Source organism: Paracoccus ferrooxidans, assembly GCF_029909815.1.
In the GTDB taxonomy this organism is placed as follows: Bacteria; Pseudomonadota; Alphaproteobacteria; order Rhodobacterales; family Rhodobacteraceae; genus Paracoccus; species Paracoccus versutus.
The window spans coordinates 1,056,694-1,074,439 of record NZ_CP038202.1 but is presented as its reverse complement, the minus strand read 5'-3'; the positions used below and the strand labels follow the sequence as shown (position 1 = coordinate 1,074,439).

Annotated in this window: 17 protein-coding genes; 3 read left to right on the top strand and 14 right to left on the bottom strand. The window is 67.0% G+C overall.

Going from position 1 to position 17,746, the window contains the following annotated elements; all coding sequences use genetic code 11:
* Nucleotides 1–21: 21 nt before the first annotated feature.
* The 13 genes from E3U26_RS22280 to E3U26_RS22220 form a co-directional block, all read right to left on the bottom strand.
* Nucleotides 22–960 (bottom strand): MBL fold metallo-hydrolase, encoded by a 939-nt coding sequence (locus tag E3U26_RS22280; protein ID WP_036757768.1) that lies wholly within the window; start codon nt 958–960, stop codon nt 22–24.
* Nucleotides 960–1,871 (bottom strand): MBL fold metallo-hydrolase, encoded by a 912-nt coding sequence (locus tag E3U26_RS22275; protein ID WP_499106661.1) that lies wholly within the window; start codon nt 1,869–1,871, stop codon nt 960–962. Before E3U26_RS22275 ends, E3U26_RS22280 begins: the two co-directional genes overlap by 1 nt.
* 17 nt (nt 1,872–1,888) lie before the next feature.
* Nucleotides 1,889–3,151, bottom strand: coding sequence for an NAD(P)/FAD-dependent oxidoreductase (locus tag E3U26_RS22270; RefSeq protein WP_072464276.1), 1,263 nt, complete (start codon nt 3,149–3,151; stop codon nt 1,889–1,891).
* A 54-nt stretch (nt 3,152–3,205) separates the two neighbouring features.
* Nucleotides 3,206–3,916 (bottom strand): c-type cytochrome, encoded by a 711-nt coding sequence (locus E3U26_RS22265; protein ID WP_036757774.1) that lies wholly within the window; start codon nt 3,914–3,916, stop codon nt 3,206–3,208.
* 3 nt (nt 3,917–3,919) lie between these two features.
* On the bottom strand, nt 3,920–5,071 hold the full coding sequence (locus tag E3U26_RS22260; protein ID WP_499106659.1) for a c-type cytochrome: 1,152 nt from the start codon (nt 5,069–5,071) through the stop codon (nt 3,920–3,922).
* On the bottom strand, nt 5,055–6,347 hold the full coding sequence (gene soxC, locus E3U26_RS22255; protein WP_036757778.1) for a sulfite dehydrogenase: 1,293 nt from the start codon (nt 6,345–6,347) through the stop codon (nt 5,055–5,057). Before soxC ends, E3U26_RS22260 begins: the two co-directional genes overlap by 17 nt.
* Before the next feature lie 23 nt (nt 6,348–6,370).
* Complete coding sequence (gene soxB / locus E3U26_RS22250) at nt 6,371–8,065, bottom strand: thiosulfohydrolase SoxB (protein ID WP_072464279.1); 1,695 nt, start codon at nt 8,063–8,065, stop codon at nt 6,371–6,373.
* Nucleotides 8,066–8,185: 120 nt separating this feature from the next.
* Nucleotides 8,186–9,058, bottom strand: coding sequence for a sulfur oxidation c-type cytochrome SoxA (soxA, locus tag E3U26_RS22245; protein ID WP_499106657.1), 873 nt, complete (start codon nt 9,056–9,058; stop codon nt 8,186–8,188).
* A gap of 35 nt (nt 9,059–9,093) precedes the next feature.
* Nucleotides 9,094–9,423, bottom strand: a complete 330-nt coding sequence (gene soxZ / locus E3U26_RS22240; RefSeq protein WP_036757783.1) for a thiosulfate oxidation carrier complex protein SoxZ — start codon at nt 9,421–9,423, stop codon at nt 9,094–9,096.
* A 22-nt stretch (nt 9,424–9,445) separates the two neighbouring features.
* Nucleotides 9,446–9,868: a thiosulfate oxidation carrier protein SoxY gene (gene soxY / locus E3U26_RS22235; protein WP_036757785.1), complete on the bottom strand. Its 423-nt coding sequence runs from the start codon at nt 9,866–9,868 to the stop codon at nt 9,446–9,448.
* Nucleotides 9,869–9,907: 39 nt separating this feature from the next.
* A complete protein-coding gene (gene soxX, locus E3U26_RS22230; protein WP_036757787.1) occupies nt 9,908–10,381 on the bottom strand; it encodes a sulfur oxidation c-type cytochrome SoxX in 474 nt (157 codons plus the stop codon).
* A 114-nt stretch (nt 10,382–10,495) separates the two neighbouring features.
* Nucleotides 10,496–11,056 carry a SoxW family protein gene (locus E3U26_RS22225; RefSeq protein ID WP_072464283.1) on the bottom strand — a complete coding sequence of 187 codons (561 nt, stop codon included), beginning with the start codon at nt 11,054–11,056 and terminating at the stop codon, nt 10,496–10,498.
* 13 nt (nt 11,057–11,069) lie between these two features.
* Nucleotides 11,070–11,807: a cytochrome c biogenesis CcdA family protein gene (locus tag E3U26_RS22220; protein ID WP_499106656.1), complete on the bottom strand. Its 738-nt coding sequence runs from the start codon at nt 11,805–11,807 to the stop codon at nt 11,070–11,072.
* A 102-nt stretch (nt 11,808–11,909) separates the two neighbouring features.
* Between E3U26_RS22220 and E3U26_RS22215 the strand changes: the two genes are divergently transcribed.
* From E3U26_RS22215 to E3U26_RS22205, 3 genes are all read left to right on the top strand, one after another.
* Entirely contained in the window at nt 11,910–12,293 is a 384-nt protein-coding gene (locus tag E3U26_RS22215; protein ID WP_243700248.1) for a thioredoxin family protein, read from the top strand.
* 98 nt (nt 12,294–12,391) lie between these two features.
* The gene (locus E3U26_RS22210; RefSeq protein WP_243700249.1) at nt 12,392–12,715 is read left to right on the top strand and encodes an ArsR/SmtB family transcription factor; all 324 of its coding nucleotides are present in this window, start codon (nt 12,392–12,394) and stop codon (nt 12,713–12,715) included.
* Nucleotides 12,716–12,785: 70 nt separating this feature from the next.
* Nucleotides 12,786–13,835: a YeeE/YedE family protein gene (locus tag E3U26_RS22205; RefSeq protein WP_499106655.1), complete on the top strand. Its 1,050-nt coding sequence runs from the start codon at nt 12,786–12,788 to the stop codon at nt 13,833–13,835.
* 428 nt (nt 13,836–14,263) lie between these two features.
* Here E3U26_RS22205 and E3U26_RS22200 read toward each other — a convergent pair whose 3' ends face one another.
* Nucleotides 14,264–17,710 (bottom strand): pyruvate carboxylase, encoded by a 3,447-nt coding sequence (locus tag E3U26_RS22200; protein ID WP_499106485.1) that lies wholly within the window; start codon nt 17,708–17,710, stop codon nt 14,264–14,266.
* Nucleotides 17,711–17,746: the final 36 nt, after the last annotated feature.

Genomic DNA, 17,746 nt, shown 5'->3' with positions numbered 1-17,746 from the left:
GGTGCCCGCCCGGCCGCAGCCTTATTCGAACTCCATCTCGGCAAAGACCACGCCGGCATTCTTGGTCGCCAGTTCCTCGAACGTATCGAGCCGCGACCAGCGCGACTGGTCGACGTAATAGGCGCCGCCCAGGTCGCCGCCCTCTTCGATATGCGCGCCGATCTTTTCGCGCAGATCGGCCAGGTAGTCGCGGGTATAGCGCGTCACCTGCGCCAGGTTGGTCGGATGGCCATGGCCGGGAATGACATGGGCCGGGGCCAGCGGCGCGAATTTCGTCTCCCATGTCTCGATCCAGCACGAGGTGCAGGTGCCCTCGAAGATCGGCGGCATGCGCTCGTGAAAGGCGATGTCGCCGGCGATCATCATCGACCATTGCGGGATCCAGACCTGAGTGTCGCCGGGCGAATGCGCGGGCCCCAGGTGCAGCACCTCGATGGCGACGCCGCCCATGGTGATGTCCTTGCGGTCGGTGAAAGTCTCGGTCGGATGGGCGATGACCGTGCCCTCGGCCCTTTCGCGGGCATAGTTCTGCAGGCCGGCCAGATCCTGCGGCGCGCCGTCGGCGAATTCGGCGGCGGCCTCTTCATGCGCCAGGATCGGCACGCCCTGCGCCGCCCAGTAGCCGTTGCCCAGCATGGCGTGGCCCTGGCCGTTTTCGTTGATGACCAGCTTGACCGGCTGGTCGGTGACGGCGCGGATTTCCGCGTGCAGCGCCTCGGCCAGCTGCCACGAGGCGCCCGAGTTCACCACCACCACGCCTTCGTCGGTCACGATGAAGCTGAGGTTGTTGTTGTGCCCGGCATTGTCATAGGTCGGCGGCGCGGTGGCGCCGATGGCCGAAAAGACGTTCGGGATCACCTCGACCGGCTTCGAATACAGGACCGATTGCGGGTATTGGTCGGGGATGTCCTCGGAGGCGAAGGCGGGCGCGGCGACCAGGCAAAGCATCAGTCTGCGCATCAGATCTCTCCCGTGAAGCGATAGCCGGTTTCCGCCTTCTCGACCCGGCCGAGCCCGCCTTGCGGCAGGTGGTAGCCGATGAAGGGCATGGCATCCGCCGCCAGCCGTTCCAGCAGCGCAATGCGGGTGGCGGCGGCCAGCGGCGGATCCTGGTCCGAGGGCGAGGGCCAGTCGGGGCGCTCGAAGGCGATGTGGTGGTTGCCGATCGCATCGCCCACGACCATCAGCGCGCCCTCGGGCGTCGCGATCTCATAGGCCAGGTGGCCGGGGGTATGGCCGGGGGTCAGACGCGCGGTGATGCCGGGCAGGGCCTGTTCGCCGTCCGCCAGCTTGCGGATGCTGTCGGCCACCACCTCCAGCCGGCGCGAGGCGCCGATGGCAAAGCTGGCGCGCTCCTCGCCGATGCTGTCGACGGTGGCGGGGTCCATCCAATAGTCGAACTCGGCCTGGCCGATCATGTATTCGGCCTGGGCAAAGACCGGCTCGTCGAATTCGTCCAGCAGGCCCCAGAGGTGATCGGGATGGCCATGGGTGATCAGCACATGGGTCACGTCCTCGGGCGCCAGCCCCAGCGCCTCCAGCGCCTCGACCACCTTGCCGGCGGTCGGCATGAAGTCCGGGCCCGATCCCAGGTCGAACAGCACCGTGTTGGTGCCGTCGCGCAGCAGCGTCAGGTTGCAGGGCGGCGTCAGCGCGCCCGCCGCCAGCCCGTGCCGGGCCATGAGGGCCGAGACCTCGGCCTCGGGCAGGCCGGCGAAGGTGAAATCCAGCGGCAGTTCCAAATGCCCGTCCGACAGGCTGTCGATGCGCACCGGACCCATGGTCAGGGTGGTGGCGGCCCAGGCCCGCCTGTAGGGCAGGGCCAGGGCGGCGGCCGAGGCCGCAAGGAAATGGCGGCGGCTCAGTTGCATGGGTTCGTCCTTCCGGTTCAGCCGAAGATGTCGGCGGTGATGCCCGCATACCAGCCGAGGCTTTCCTCATAGGTCAGCTTGCGCAGCGCGGCATCCTCGCCGGTGTTGCTGATGAAGTTCTCGACGCTGGCGATCCGGTCGCCGTTCGGCTGGTAGGACGCGCCCAGCTTTATGCCGTCATCGGGGGCCAGCAGCGACCAGCAGGTGTTGGAATACTTGGCCGGGAACACCCGCGAGCCGGTCAGCTCGCCGCGGATCGCCATGGCGGCGACCTTGGCCTGGCTGTTGGCCGAGAAGGCGGATTTCGGCATGTCGCCCTGGGCGCTGGAATCACCCAGGACCCAGACATTCTCGTCCATCCGCGACTTCATGCTGTCGGGATGCACCGGGGCCCAGCCGCTCTCGTCGGTCAGCCCGGCGATGGCGGCGATCCGGCCGGCGCTCTGGGCCGGGATCACGTTGCAGCAATCGACCTTTTGCGCCGTGCCCTCGACCAGCACCTCCATGCTGTCGGGGCGCACCTCGACGCTGGCGCCGCCGAATTCGGGGCTGATCCATTCGACCATGCCGTTGTAATATTTCCCCCAGCCCTCCTCGAACAGCGTCTGCTTGGAGAATTTTTCCTTGGGGTCCAGGATGATGATCTTGGCGGTCGGATTGCCCTGCTTGAGCAGATGCGCGACCATGCTGATCCGCTCATAGGGGCCGGGCGGGCAGCGATAGGGGTTGGGGGGCGCGACCATGGCGAAGACGCCGCCCTGGGGCATCGCCTCGATCATGCGCCTGAGCAGCTGGGTCTGCGGCCCGGCCTTGTAGGCATGGGGCATGATTTCGGCCGCCTCGAGCGACCAGCCGGGGACCGAATCCTCCTTGAACTCGATGCCGGGCGACAGCACCAGCCGGTCATAGGGCAGCACCTGCCCGCCCGCCAGCGTGACCGTCCGCGCCGCGCGATCCACCCCGACGGCCGTGTCGTTGACGACGGCGACCCCGGCGGCGGACAGCTTGTCATAGCCGTGCTGAAGGCTTTCGAAATCGCGGAACCCGCCGATATAGAGATTCGAGAAGAAGCAGGTCGTATAGACCGGATTGGCCTCGACCAGGGTCACGTCCAGCGCGCCCTGGGAATCCCTGGCCATGTAATGGGCCGCCGTGCCGCCGCCGGCGCCGCCGCCGATGACGACGACCTTCGGCTTGCCCTGTCCCAGGACGACGGGCGCATAAAGCAGCCCGGTGGCGGCAGTGGCGCCCGCGATCAGCGATCGTCTCGTCAGGATCATCTTTCTCTCCTCCCTGATGAACGGTCCGGTGCGTGGCAACCGGCCGCTTTTCGGTCATTCGAGCGTGGCGAAGAAGGCGGCCAGCGCCGCGATCTCTTCCTCGCTGAGCCTGCCGGCCATCATCTGCATCACCGGATGCGGCCGCAATTTCTGCTTGTAGGCGTGCATGGCGACCACGAAATCCTCCTGCGGCCAGCCGGCGATCGAGGGGATGCCCTGGTCGGAACCGTCGCGCTGGTGGCAAGTGGTGCATTCCGCCGACAGATAGGCGCCGAACTCGGGATCCCCGCGCAGGGCCAGCACCTCTTCGGACAGCACCGGCGCGTTGCGGCGGGCGGTGGGCTCGGCCTCGGGAATGTCCTGGGGCCGGTCGGAATAGTCGCGCATATAGGCCATCAGATCGGCCCGCGCCTGGGGATCGGCCAGCCCGCGATAGGACATGCGCGTGCCGGTCACCAGCGCCTTGGGGTTCTCGATATAGGCGTCGAGCGTTTCCAGGGTCCAGGTCAGCCCGTCATTGCCCTTGCGCTTCATGGCCTTGGAATAGCTGAAATCGGCCAGGCTGGCGGCGCGGCGGCCGAAGACGCCGTTCAGCCGCGGGCCGACGGAATGGCGCGCGCCCTTGCCGATCCGGTGGCAGACCGAGCATTCCTTGCCGAACAGCTCTGCCCCGTGGACCGCGTCTCCGATTTCGGCCGCTGCGGCCGGCGTGGTGCCGGTCGCAGCGGCCAGGAACAGCGCGGGCAGAAGCTTGCGCTGTCTCATGGGTTACTTGGCGAAGGTGGCGAGATAGGCGATGACGGCGGCGCGCTCGTCCTCTTTCTTCAGCCCGGCAAAGGACATCTTGCCGCCCTTGATCATCCCCTTGGGGTTTTCCAGATAGGTGTGCAGGGAAGCATCGTCCCAGACCAGCCCATCCGCGGCCATGGCGAGCAGGGGCTTGGAGTATTTGAAGCCCTCGACCTTGCCCGCCGGGCTGCCGACGATGCCGTTCAGCGTCGGGCCGGTGCTGTTCTTGGCGCCGTCGCCGACCTTGTGGCAGGCGGCGCATTTCTTGAACACCTTTTCGCCCTGGGCCAGCAGCGCCGGGTCCGCGGCGGCCGCGGCTTCCGCCGGGGCCGGGGTTTCCGGCGCCGCGGCGGCGGTCTTGACCACGACCTCGGGCGCGGCTTGCGCCGGTGCTTCGGCCGGCGCGGCCTCGGCCTTCTTCTCGACCGGCGCGGCGGGTTCGGCCGGGTCGGCGGCTGCGCCCAGGTTGGGCATGCTGCCGGCCGGGCGGCCGTCGGGATCCTCGGGCGTCACGTTCAGATCGACCGCGCGCTTGGTGATCTCGACCCCGACCGTGCAATCCGTCATGCAGGGCTCTTTCGAGAACAGCGGATATTCGCTCTGGTCGCGGTCGTCGGGATAGAAGCCCTCGGCATTGGGCAGCACGACCTTGGTGAAGTTCTCGTGGGTCAGGACGAAATCGTCCTCAACCAGCCCGTTGGAATAAAGCAGGAAGGCGGTGATGGCATAGGTGTCGTCCACCGACAGGGTCTGCGCCGAGCCGAAGGGCATCGAGCGATGGACATAGTCGTAGACCGTCGACAGATAGGGCCAGTAGCTGCCGATGGTCTTGACCGGGCGCGGATCGGTCAGGCTGCCGTCGCCGCCCGCCAGCACCGGCCAGCTGTCCAGCCCCTCGGCGAAGTCGCCGTGGCACGAGGCGCAGTTGTCGGCGAAAAGCGCATCCCCCGTGGCGACATCGCCCGAGCCGGGGCGCAGCCCTTGGCCGTCGGGCAGGACCGCCGTGTCCCAGGCGCTGATCTCTTCGGGCAGGGCCGCGCGGCCCAGTCCCAGCTTTTCCGCCATGGCCGGACCGGCAAGCACCGAGGCCGCCAGCACCGAGCCCAAAAACAGCTCAAGCGATTTCGACATTCTCGACCTCCCCGTCGGCCTTGACCCACCAGGTCTGGATGCCGTTGTTGTGATAGACGTTGTTGCGGCCGCGGATGGCGCGCAGGGCATCCTTGGTTGGCTGGACATAGCCGGTCTCGTCCACGGCGCGCGATTGCAGCAGCATTTCCGACCCGTCCCATTCGATGTCCAGGTGGAAGCGGGTCAGCGCCTTGGGCAGGGCCTGGCCGGTGATCCGCGCCGTGGTCCAGTTCTTGCCGCCGTCCAGCGAGACATCGACGCGGGTGACGCGGCCGTTGCCGCTCCAGGCCAGGCCGGAGATCACCAGCGGCCCCTTGCCGTGGCGGATCGGCACCTGCGGGCTGGGCGAGGTGATGACCGATTTCGCATCCATCACCCAGGTCCATTTCCGCGCCCGGCCGTCCGGCATCAGGTCGGTGTATTTCGAGGTCTCCTCGCGGCTTTCCACCGCCTTGTCATAGATCCCCAGGCGGCGGACCCATTTCACCCACATGTTGCCTTCCCAGCCCGGCACGACCAGGCGCGCGGGATAGCCGTGTTCCTTGCGCAGCGCCTCGCCATTGGCGAAGAAGGCCAGCATCATGTCGTCCATCACCTTTTCCATCGGGAAGGAGCGACCGTTGGACGAGGCATCCGCGCCCTCGGCGTAAAGCCATTTGCCCTCGGGCTTGACCCCGGCCTCGGCCAGCAGCACCGACAGCGGCACGCCCACATATTCCATGTTGTGGATCATGCCCTGGGTATACTGGCAGCCCTCCAGCTGCGCGCCGCCCCATTCCATGCCGCCGTTTGCCGCGCATTCGCAGAAGGCGGTGGTGGTGGTGCGGGGAAAGCGCAGCAGATCCTCGAAGGTGAAGACCAGCGGCTTTTCCACCAGCCCGTTGATCATCAGCCGGTAGTCCTGCTTGCTCAGTTCGATGGAGCCGGAATGGTGCCGCTCGAAGGCGCAACCCTGGGGCGTGATCGTGCCTTCCAGCGCATGGATCGGCGTGAAGTTGATCGAAGAGACCGGGCTTTCGGTCAGCCATTCGACATATTGCCGCTTCACATGCGATTCGAAATGGATCGGCAGGCCGTAGGGATTGGCATCGACCGCCTCGCCGAATTCCGAGGCCCAGGGCTGGATTTCGGTAATCAGCGGGTCGGGGGTTTCGGCCGCGCGGGCCAGGCCCGTGCCGGTGACAAGGCTGGCCCCGGCCACCGCGCCCCCGCGCAGAAAGGCGCGGCGCGAGGTGCCGACGGCGTCCTTGCCGTCCTTGGTGAGTTCGTCTTTCATGGGCGAACGCTCCTTCGTGATTGTCAGACCCCGGTCACGGTGACCGAGGTGTTGGGTTGCAGACGGACGGTGCCGATCTTGCGGATATGCGATTCGACCACGTCCCAGATTTGCGGGCCCTCGGTGCCTTCGTTGACCGATGCCCAGCCGGCGACTGTGTAGGATTTGGCGGGCTCTATGGCCTCGCCCGTGTCGGCCAGCGCCATGGCGCCGATCCGTTGCCCCATCGGCTTGGACACGTCGATCGCATAGGCCAGCCCGCCCACGCGCACCATGTCCCCGCCCTGCTGGTAATAGGGGTCCGTGTTGAAGATGTTGTCGGCGACGTCCTCCAGGACGGTCCTGAGCGTCTCGCCGGTCATCTCGGTGCGGTAGACCGCGCCATAGGTCATCGAGGTGACGTTGTGGACGTCCTCGCGGGTGATCGCATCGCCGGGCAGCAGCGTGGTGCCCCAGCGCACGCCCGGCGACAGCGCGATCTGCACGTCGCGTTCCGTGCGGATGGCGTCGCAGATCAGGTCGTCCCACGAGCCGTTGAAGTTGCCGCGGCGGTAGAGCAGGCTTTCGGTGGTGCCGATCTTTTCCTCGAGTTGCGCCTTGAAGGGCGCGCGCTCGGCGTCGATCAGGGCGGCCATGTCGGCATCGGGCGTGATGACGTCCGAGAAGATCGGGATCAGCTTGTGGCGGAAGCCCATCATCTTGCCGTCGCGCACGTCCAGGTCGACGCGGCTGACGAATTTCCCGTTCGAGCCGGTGGCGATCAGGATCGTCTCGCCGATCAGGACCGGCTCGGGGACGGCGTCATGGGTATGGCCCGACAGGATCACGTCGATGCCCTTGACCCGGCCGCCCATCTTCTTGTCGACGTCGAAGCCGTTGTGCGACAGGACCACGACCAGGTCGACGCCCTCGGCACGCAGCTCGTCCACGACCTGCTGCATCCGTTCCTCGCGGATGCCGAAGCTGTATTCGGGGAACATCCATTTCGGGTTGGCGATGGGCATGTAGGGGAAGGCCTGGCCGATGACGCCGATGCGCTGGCCGCCGCGCTCGAAGATCTTGTAGGGCTCGAAGGCCGGCTCGTCCCATTCCACGTCGAAGATGTTCGCGCCGAGGAAGGGGAACTTCAGTTGGGTCTCGACGATCTCCTTGACCCGCTCGGTGCCATAGGTCCATTCCCAATGGCTGGTCATGGCATCGACGCCAAGCGCGTTCATCACGTTCACCATGTCCTGGCCCTTGGTCAGGAACGAGGTCATCGAGCCATGCCAGGTGTCGCCGCCATCGAGCAGGATCGAGTCGGGCCGGGCGGCGCGGATCGCCTTGACCACGGTCGCGACGCGGTCCATGCCGCCCATCCGGCCGTAGCCGCGCGCCAAGGCCTCGAAATCCGGGTAGCTGAGCGCATAGGCATCGGCCGAGCCGGGCGCGATGCCGAACATCTTCTGGAACTCGGCGCCGGTGACATGGGGCACCTTGCCCTTGGCGTCGCCCACGCCGATGTTGATCTCGGGCTCGCGGAAATAGAGTGGTTTCAACTGGGCATGGATGTCGGTGACATGGATCAACGTCACATTGCCGAAATCGTCGAACTGCAGCAGCTGGTCCTGGGTCAGCGCCTGCTGCGCCGACACCCGCGACCATGTCCCGAAACCCGAGGCCCCGACCAGGGCCGAGGTGGCCATGGCGACCTGAATGAACTCACGTCGGGTAATCATCCCCCGGTTACTCCTATGCGTTTCGGACAAGACTCTTCCGCCGCGCCAAGGCGCGCCGAAGCATTGCCCTTTCGATTGGTAGGGAAGGGGACCGCCGGCAGGGCCGGCGGTCGCAAGGCTTCAGTGCCGGACCGACACGCCTTCGACCGAAAGGCCGTTGCCGCGCGAGGCGACGTAAAGCTCCAGCGCCTTGAAGTCGTCCGAGCCGGCCTTGAAGGTCTCGGCGCGGGTGTCGCGGACGCAGCCCACGAAACGCTGCTGTGCCGTGACCATGCCCGAGTCCTTGAGCCGGTAGGTCGGGAAGCCGTTCACCTGGCCCTGGCTCAGGTGGTCGGCCCGGATCATCAGGCCGTTGTTGTCCTCGTGGCAGTTCGCGCAGGACATCTCCAGCTGGCCATAGCGGGTATAGTAGATCTCCTTGCCATGCTCCCAATAGGGGGCAGCGGGCCCGTCGATCTTGATGTTGACCGCCATGCCGCGCGACTGAAGCGAGATCAGCGACAGCATGTCCTTCATGTTCTCCGAGGTCACGCCCCATTTCTCCAGGCCCATGCGCTCGGTCACGCAGGCGTTGACGTAATCCTCCATGATCATCAGCTTGCCGGTCTTTTCGTCGACCCGAGGCATGACGGCGCGCAGCCCGGCCATGGATTCCGGTCCCTGGTGGCAACTGGCGCAGCTTTCGCCGCCCGTGCCCATGGCCGCGTTCCACTTGTCAAGGCCGCGGTCCACGAAGACCATGGAGGGGTTGTCGAAATCGTCCCGCTCCAGATCCCGCGTGGTGTCGTCGCGAAAATGCCAGCCGGAATAGATCGCATCGAACGTATCGGCCAGAAAGGCGGGCGGTGCGGTCTTGGTCACGATCTCGACCTGGCCCTCCTCGGCTTCGATGACCAGTTCGTCCTCGACCGGGTCCGCGAAAGCCGCGCCCGCAAGGGCGAGGCCAAGGGCCGTGGCGGCCAAGGTGCCTTTTGTCTTGGTAAAGCGCAGCATCGCGTCTCCTCCCTGGATCTGGATGTTTGCGGCGCTCAGGCGACCGAGATCGGCTTCACGTCTTCGTAGACAGAGCCGTCGTCGTCATACCAGGTGAACTTGAATTCCCCGGCCGCATCGACCTTGGCGTCGAATTCGAAATAGGGGTTGGTCGAGACCGCCGGGTCGATCGCCACGTCCACCACGTTCACCCCGTTCAGGTCGCACGTGAAGCGGTTGATGATCGAGCGCGGGATCAGCTTGCCCTCGGCATCCTTGCGCTGGCCCGATTCCATCTTGTGCGAGATCAGCGCCTTGATCGTCACGCTCTCGCCCGCCTTGGCCGAACTCGGAACCTTCACGCGGGGCTTTGCATCATCTGCCATCGTAATTCTCCTGTTCCTGGACTCAGCCGCCGCAGCCGCCGATGGTGACTTTGACGGTGGTCTGGGCCTTCACGATCGAACCGTCGCCCATCTTCGCCAGCGCGATCACGTCCTGGGTCTGGGCCAGGCGGATGCGGGTCGCGGCGCGCTGGTCGGCGGCGGCGGGACCGAAGTTGAAGGTGGCGACCGCCGGCTCGGGGTTGCCCGCCGCCAGCAGCATGACCGACACCGCGCCGGGGGCGCTGACCTCGATCGGCACGGTATTGCCGTTCTCGGCGATCTCGGGGGCGGTCAGGGTAATCCCGCCTTCGCCCGCGGCCGCGCCGCCGGTGAAGGCCGCAGTCAACTCGTCAACGGTGCTCGCCATCACGGCCTTGCCCGGCAGGGCGGCGGCGGCAAGCCCGCCAAAGCCGATCCAGAGCGCCTCACGTCTTGAAAGGATCATGTCTTTCTCCTTGATTGTCGGGCCTGTAGAGATCAGGCGTCATTCCTTCAGCGTCACGAGGAAGGCCACGACATCCTCGATCTGCTGTGCGTTCAGGATCGGGGCCAGCGGCTCGGCCCCGGCCTTGCCGGTGAAGCCGTCGCCGGGCCGGACGAAGCCGTCCACCTTGTAGAAGGCCGGCATGAAGGTGCCCTCGAAGGTCATCTTCGCATTGGCGACGATGCCGCGCAGCTGGGCCTCGGTCCAGCGATCGCCGGCGCCGTCCAGCGGCGGGGCGATGGTGCCCGGAAACTCGACGTCCGGCAGCGCCCCGATCTGGTGGCAGGCCACGCAGTTGCCAAGCGCGTTGGTGGTCATGACCCGAACCCCTTCCTCGGGGTTGCCTGGGGCGCCGGTCAGGGAAGCCTCGACCGCGCCTTCGACATAGACCACTTCCTTAGGTGCCGTTTCACAGATGGCAGGCGTCGCGATGGCCATGGCCACCACCGACGCATACCATAGATGGCTGCTCATGCTGTCCTCCCTGTGCTCTCCCTGGGTTGATGATAGCGAATGGACGCCGGTCCTTACAACATAAATATAGCAATTTTTGAATATTTATATGTATGCCGGTCCGAAGGGGCCGGATCAGTCCTTGCGTTCCAGTTCGCGGGCCAGAAACTTCTGGAAATGCTCGCCATTTTCATAGCCATGCGCGCGGACCCAGGTCAGCAGGGCGCTGGTCGTGCCCTTGCCGAACGCCCCCGGCATCATCGCCACGGCGGCCTGGGCGGCGGTCTTGTCGGCCGGCACTTCCTCGGGAAGGAAGATCATCGTCGGCGTGAACATGACGCCCCAGCGCACGGCCATGTCCTTTTCCGAAAGGGCGGTGCCGTCGAAATCCGTGACCTCGACATCGCCGAACAGGTTCATCTGGACGACGAAATAGCCGTCGCGGATCAGCGCGTCGATCTCGGGGTCGGGAAAGACCTTCTCGTGCATCTCGGCGCAATAGATGCAGCCGCGCTGCTCGACCAGGATCAGCAGGCGCTTGTCCTGCGCATTGGCCTCGGCCAGATCCTCGCGCAGATCCTTGAAGGTCTCGCGCAGCCAGGTGGGCTTGTGCAGGCCGTCGTCGCCGATTTCGGCGGCGGCTGCGGGTGCTGCCGCCAGCAGCAGGCAGGCGGCCAGGGCGCGGATCGGTTTCATGGTCGGGCTCCTCTCAGGTAAGCGTGGCTGTCCAGTCGAAGTTGCGAATCATCCAGTCGGCGATGGCATTGACGGAATTGGTGGCGATCAGGATGCCGAAGACGATCAGCATGACCCCCATCGCCTTTTCCACATGCCCCATCAGCGCGCGGTGCCGCGCGACCCAGGACAGGAACGGCGCCGCGAAAAAGGCCGCCAGCACGAAGGGCAGGGTCATCGCCAGGCCGTAGACCACCAGCAGCAGCCCGCCCCGCCACAACTCGCCCATGCCCGAGGCCACCATCAGGATCGCCGCCAGTGCCGGCCCCACGCAGGGCGTCCAGCCGAAGCCGAAGGCCAGCCCCATCACATAGGCGCCGATCAGGGTCGAGGGCTTGGCCTCGGTCTGCACCCGCGCCTCGCGGTAAAGCAGGCCGATCCGCAGCACGCCCAGGAAATGCAGGCCGAACAGGATCAGCACCCCGGCGGCGACCCAGGACAGGGTTTCCTTCCATTGCGCGAAGGCCTTGCCCAATGCCGTGGCCCCCAGCCCCAGCAGCAGGAAGATCGTCGTCACGCCCAGGGCAAAGGCCAGCGCGCGCAGCACCATCCGCCGGCGCGCGCCCGGCGCCACCGTGCCGCCGTCGCGCAATTCGCGCACCGACGCCCCCGCAATATAGGACAGGTAGAACGGCACCATCGGCAGGATGCAGGGCGAAAGAAAGGAAAGCAGCCCCGCCAGCGCGGCCCCGCCATAGGTGACATCCAGCATCGTTACCCCCCGCAACTTGCCGTGCTGCCGATGCTTGCCCGGCGGCCGGCGTTATATTAGAATATTCCTATGTTCAAATTATGGCGTCAATCCTGTTCTGGAATGCCCCTGTCCAAGCCCATGCTGCTGGCGCTGCTTGCTGCGGCATGGCCGGCCGGGGCGGCATGGGCGGCAGAGCTGCGGCTCTTGATGTTCGAACAGCCCGGCTGCCTTTATTGCGCGCGCTGGGACGCCGAGATCGCGCCGCAATATCCGCTGACCGACGAGGGCAGGGCCGCGCCGGTGCAGCGGCTGCAGATGCGCGACCCCCTGCCCTCGGGCGTCGAGCTGGCGCGGCCCGTGACCTTCACCCCCACCTTCGTGCTGATGGCCGGCGAGGTCGAGTTCGGCCGCCTGGAAGGCTATCCGGGCGAGGACTTCTTCTGGCCCATGCTCGCCCGGCTGATCGGCCAGGCCGAGCCTGATTCCACCACCGATCCGCGATAAATTGGCCCAGCCCTCCGGTTTGGGTTGCCGCGCGCCGGCTTACCCGGCATTTAGGGACCGAAGGGAATGGGGATGAGCCCTTGGGCGGTATCGAGAACATCCGGCAGGAACCGGAACAGGAAGCCGATTTCGACGCGCTGATCAAGGCTGCGAACGATGCCTCGACCTTTCTGAAAGCGCTTGGCCATGACGGCCGCCTGATGATCCTGTGCTATCTGATGAGCGGCCCGAAAAGCGTGACCGAGCTGGAGAATCTGCTGTCCTCGCGCCAGGCCGTGGTCAGCCAGCAACTGGCGCGGCTGCGCCACGAAGGACTGGTCAGCGCGCGGCGCGACGGGCAGACGATCTTTTATTCGATCCTCGATCCCAAGGTCGTTGACTTGCTTGTCGTTCTGAAAAAGCTGTTCGGGACGGATTGCTGATCCCGCGGGGAGGCGGGGGCGGTGCCGGGAGGCCGCGGAACCGGATTTCCGCGGGAATGGGAGAGATGCGATGGATGAGCTGCCCTATGGATTGCTCGCCGCCCTGGTCGGGCTGGCAGGCGGGATCGTGCTGGGACTTGCCGCACGGCTTGGGGACTTCTGCACGCTCGGCGCGCTGGAATCGGCGGTCTATGGCAAGGACGCCCGGCGGCTGCGGCTTTGGGGCGTGGTGCTGGGGGTGGCCATCCTGACGACGCAGGCGCTGGCCCTGGTGGGCTGGATCGAGCTGGAGAACAGCTTCTACCACACCATCCGCTGGAACCCGCTGGCCTCGATCGTCGGCGGGCTGGTGTTCGGCTATGGCATGGCCATGGCCGGGAATTGCGGCTTCGGCGCGCTGGTGCGCTTCGGCAGCGGCGACCTGCGCTCGCTGGTGGTGGTGGTGGTGATGGCGATCATCGGCTTCATCGTCCTGTCCGGGCCGCTGGCGCCGCTGCGCGTGCTGCTGTTCCCCCAGCCCGAGGCAAGCGGCCCGCAGGGCATCGTCCACGACCTGGGCCTGCTCGGCCTGCCGGCGCCGCTGACGGTGGCGCTGTTCGGTGCCGGGGCACTGGCCTGGGGGCTGGGATATGCGCCGCTGCGGGCAAGGCCGCAGATGATCGCCTGGGGCACAGCTGCGGGCCTGGCGGTCAGCTGGTGCTTCTTCGGCACCAGCTGGCTTTACGACCACAGCCTGGGCGCGGTCCAGATCGAGGGGCCCTCGTTCACCGCGCCGGTGGGCCGGACGCTGATCTACCTGATGACCTCGACCGCGGGCGGGATCACCTTTTCCGTGGGCTCGGTCGTGGGCGTCATGGCCGGGGCGCTGATCGGCTCGATGATCCGCGGCCTGTTCAAATGGGAGGCCTGCGAGGATCCCCGCGAACTGGGCCGGCAGGTCGGCGGCGCGGCGCTGATGGGCGCGGGCGGCGTGGTGGCGATGGGCTGTTCGGTCGGGCAGGGGGTCTCGGCCTTCGCGGCCCTGGCCTGGTCCGGCCCCGTCACCCTGATCGCCATCGCCGCCGGTGCTGCATTCGGGCTGCGCCGCCTGATCGGCGGCTTCCAGAACGCCGTGGACTGAAACCTGGCGCTGGCCGACCCTGCCTGCGTCGCGCGGATCGCCAGCCTGCCGCGGCTGCGCAGGGGGCCGGTCCCACCACCCTGATCGTCCTCGCGGCCGGTGCTGCATTCGGATCGCTCCGCCTGATCGGTGGCTTCCAGAACGCCGTGGACTGAAGCCTGGTGCCGGCCTGCCCCGCCTGCGTCGTGCGGATCGCCAGCCTGCCGCGCTGCGCCAGGGGTCGGCCTCGCTACCCCCGAAAGCAATCACCGGAAAAACGAGGCCGCCCCCGGTTCGGCAAGTGCTTGGCAGGGGACGGCATCGCCTTTTCCGGGCCGCGATTGAAGGCGCGGCAGGGCGACGGCACGCGATCCGGCCGCGGGCCGCCTGCATCGCTTCCTTCGCCGGAACGGCCCCTGCGCATCTGCGCGCCGGGCCGTTCCCTTTCGTCACTCCATCTCTATCATGAGGTCTTTTGCGTCGATCTGTTCACCTGGTCTGACGTGGAGGGTCTTGATCAGGCCGGCTCTGTCGGCGTGGATGGCGGTTTCCATCTTCATGGCCTCGATGGTCAGCAGCAGGTCGCCGGGGTTGACCTTCTGCCCCTGGGCGACGGCGACCGAGGCGACGACGCCGGGCATGGGGGCGCCGAGATGGCCCTCGTTCGTCGGATCGGCCTTGGGACGGGCGGCGGTCTGCGCCTTCACCAGCCGGTTCGGCACCCGGATCACCCGCGGCTGGCCGTTCAGCTCGAAGAAGACCTTGACCTCGCCCTTCTCGTCGGTCTCGCCCACGGTCTGCAGCCGGATCTCCAGCGTCTTGCCGGGGTCGATCTCGGCCTCGATCTCCTCGCCCGGCTCCATGCCGTAGAAGAAGGCCCGCGTCGGCAGAACCCGCACCGGGCCGTATTGCCGGTGCCGGCCCATGTAGTCCAAAAACACCTTGGGATACATCAGGTAGCCGTTCAGGTCCTCGTCGTCGACCGCCTTGCCTTCCAGCTGGCGGACCAACTCGGCGCGGGCGGCCGCGATGTCGACCGGCGGCATCGCCGCGCCGGGGCGGGCGGTCAGCGGCGCCTCGCCCTTCAGCACCTTCCTTTGCAAGGCCTCGGGCCAGCCGCCGGGGGGCTGGCCCAGGTTGCCGCGCATCATGTCGACGACCGAATCGGGGAAGGCGACCTCGACCGCCGGGTCCTCGACCTGCGCCCGCGAAAGCCCCTGCGCCACCATCACCAGCGCCATGTCGCCCACCACCTTGGAACTGGGCGTGACCTTGACGATGTCGCCGAACATCCGGTTCACCTCGGCATAGGCCTGGGCGACCTCGTGCCAGCGCTCCTCGAGCCCGAGCGAGCGCGCCTGCGCCTTGAGATTGGTAAACTGGCCGCCGGGCATCTCGTGCAGCCAGACCTCCGAGGCCGGGGCCTGCAAGCCGCTCTCGAAGGCGGCGTAATGCTCGCGCACCGCCTCCCAGTAGTTGGAGATCCGGCGGATCGCCTCGATGTCCAGCCCGGTGTCGCGGTCGGTGTGGCGCAGCGCCTCGACCACCGAGCCCAGGCAGGGCTGCGAGGTATTGCCCGAGAGCGCATCCATGGCGCAATCCACCGCATCCACCCCGGCCTCGGCCGCGGCCAGGATCGAGGCGCCGCTGAGCCCGCCGGTGTCATGGGTGTGGAAATGCACCGGCAGGCCGATCTCTTGCTTCAGCGCGCGGATCAGGATGGCGGCCGAGGCGGGCTTCAAGAGGCCGGCCATGTCCTTGAGGCCAAGGATATGCGCGCCGGCATCGCTGAGCTCGCGCGCCATCCTGAGGTAATATTGCAGGTCGTATTTCGCGCGCGCGGGATCGAGCAGGTCGCCGGTATAGCAGATCGTGCCCTCGCAGATCTTGCCGCTCTCGATCACCGCATCCATGGCGACGCGCATGTTCGGGGTCCAGTTCAGGCTGTCGAAGACCCGGAACACGTCGACCCCGGTCCTGGCCGCCTGGGCGACGAAGCTTTGCACCACGTTGTCGGGATAGTTGGTGTAGCCGACGCCGTTGCTGGCCCGCAGCAGCATCTGCGTCATCAGGTTGGGCATGCGGGCGCGGATGTCGCGCAGCCGCTGCCAGGGGCATTCCTGCAGGAAGCGATAGGCGACGTCGAAGGTCGCCCCGCCCCAGCATTCGACCGAGAACAGGCCGGGCAGGTTCGCGGCGTAAGAGGGCGCCACCCGGATCATGTCGATCGAGCGCATGCGCGTGGCCAGCAAGCTCTGGTGCCCGTCGCGCATCGAGGTGTCGGTGATCAAGAGCCGCCTCTCGCCCAGCATCCAGTCGGCGACGGCCTTGGCGCCCTTTTGCTCCAGCAGCTGGCGGGTGCCGGGGGCGGGCTCGGCCGCCGGATCGGCCTGCGGCCGGGGCGGCACCGGGATGCGGGCCTCGGCCGGCGGGCGGGGGCGGCCGGCGGTCTCGGGATGGCCGTTCACGGTGATGTCGGCCAGGTAGACCAAGAGCTTCGTCGCCCGGTCGCGGCGCTTGCGGAACGCGAACAGGTCCGGCGTGGTGTCGATGAACTTGGTGGTATAGGTGTCGTCGAGGAAGGTCGGGTGCTTCAAGAGGTTGATGACGAATTCGATATTCGTCGCCACGCCGCGCACCCGGAACTCGCGCAGGGCCCGGTCCATGCGCGCGATGGCCTTTTCCGGGGTCTGGGCATGGGCCGTGACCTTGACCAGCAGGCTGTCGTAATAGCGGGTGATGACGCCGCCGGAATAGGCGGTGCCGCCGTCGAGGCGAATGCCGTTGCCGGTGGCGCTGCGATAGGCGGTGATGCGGCCGTAATCCGGAATGAAGTTGTTCAGCGGGTCCTCGGTCGTGACCCGGCATTGCAGGGCGTGGCCGTTCAGATGCACGTCCTCCTGCCGGGCGACGCCGGTGGCCTCGGCCAGCGTCGCGCCCTCGGCGATCAGGATCTGGCTTTGCACGATGTCGATGCCGGTGACCTCCTCGGTCACGGTATGCTCGACCTGGACGCGCGGGTTCACCTCGATGAAGTAGAACTGCTGGCTGTCCATATCCATCAGGAACTCGACGGTGCCGGCGTTGCGGTAGCCGACGGCGCGGCCGATCCTCAGCGCCAGCTCGCAGACCTCGGCGCGCTGTTCGGGGGTCAGGTAGGGCGCCGGGGCGCGCTCGACCACCTTCTGGTTGCGGCGCTGCACGGTGCAGTCGCGCTCGTAGAGGTGATAGAGCCCGCCATGCCCATCACCCAAGAGCTGCACCTCGACGTGCCGGGCGCGCAGGATCATCTTTTCCAGATAGCCCTCGCCGTTGCCGAAGGCGGCCTCGGCCTCGCGCCGGCCCTCGCGCACCTTCTCGGGCAGTTCCTCGGGGCCCATGATCGGCCGCATGCCGCGCCCGCCGCCGCCCCAGGAGGCTTTCAACATCAGCGGATAGCCGATCTGCGCGGCCTCACGCTTGATCGCCTCCATGTCCTCGCCCAGCACCTCGGTCGCGGGGATGACCGGCACGCCGGCCTGGATCGCCACGCGCCGCGCCGAGGCCTTGTCGCCGAGCGCCCGCATGGTGTCGGCGCTCGGCCCGATGAAGGTGATGCCGGCGGCGGTGCAGGCGTCGACGAAATCGGGGTTTTCGGACAGAAGCCCATAGCCCGGATGGATGGCATCGGCGCCGCTTTCCTTCGCGACGCGAATGATCTCGGGGATCGACAGATAGGCCGCCACCGGCCCCAGGCCGCCGCCGATGCGGTAGGCCTCGTCCGCCTTGAAGCGGTGCAGGCTCAGCTTGTCTTCCTCGGCATAGACCGCGACCGTCTTCTTGCCCAGCTCGTTCGCCGCCCGCATCACGCGGATCGCAATCTCGCCACGGTTCGCAATAAGAATCTTTCGGAACATCAGTCCCCCCATGTTCGCCCGGTGGGCATCCTATCC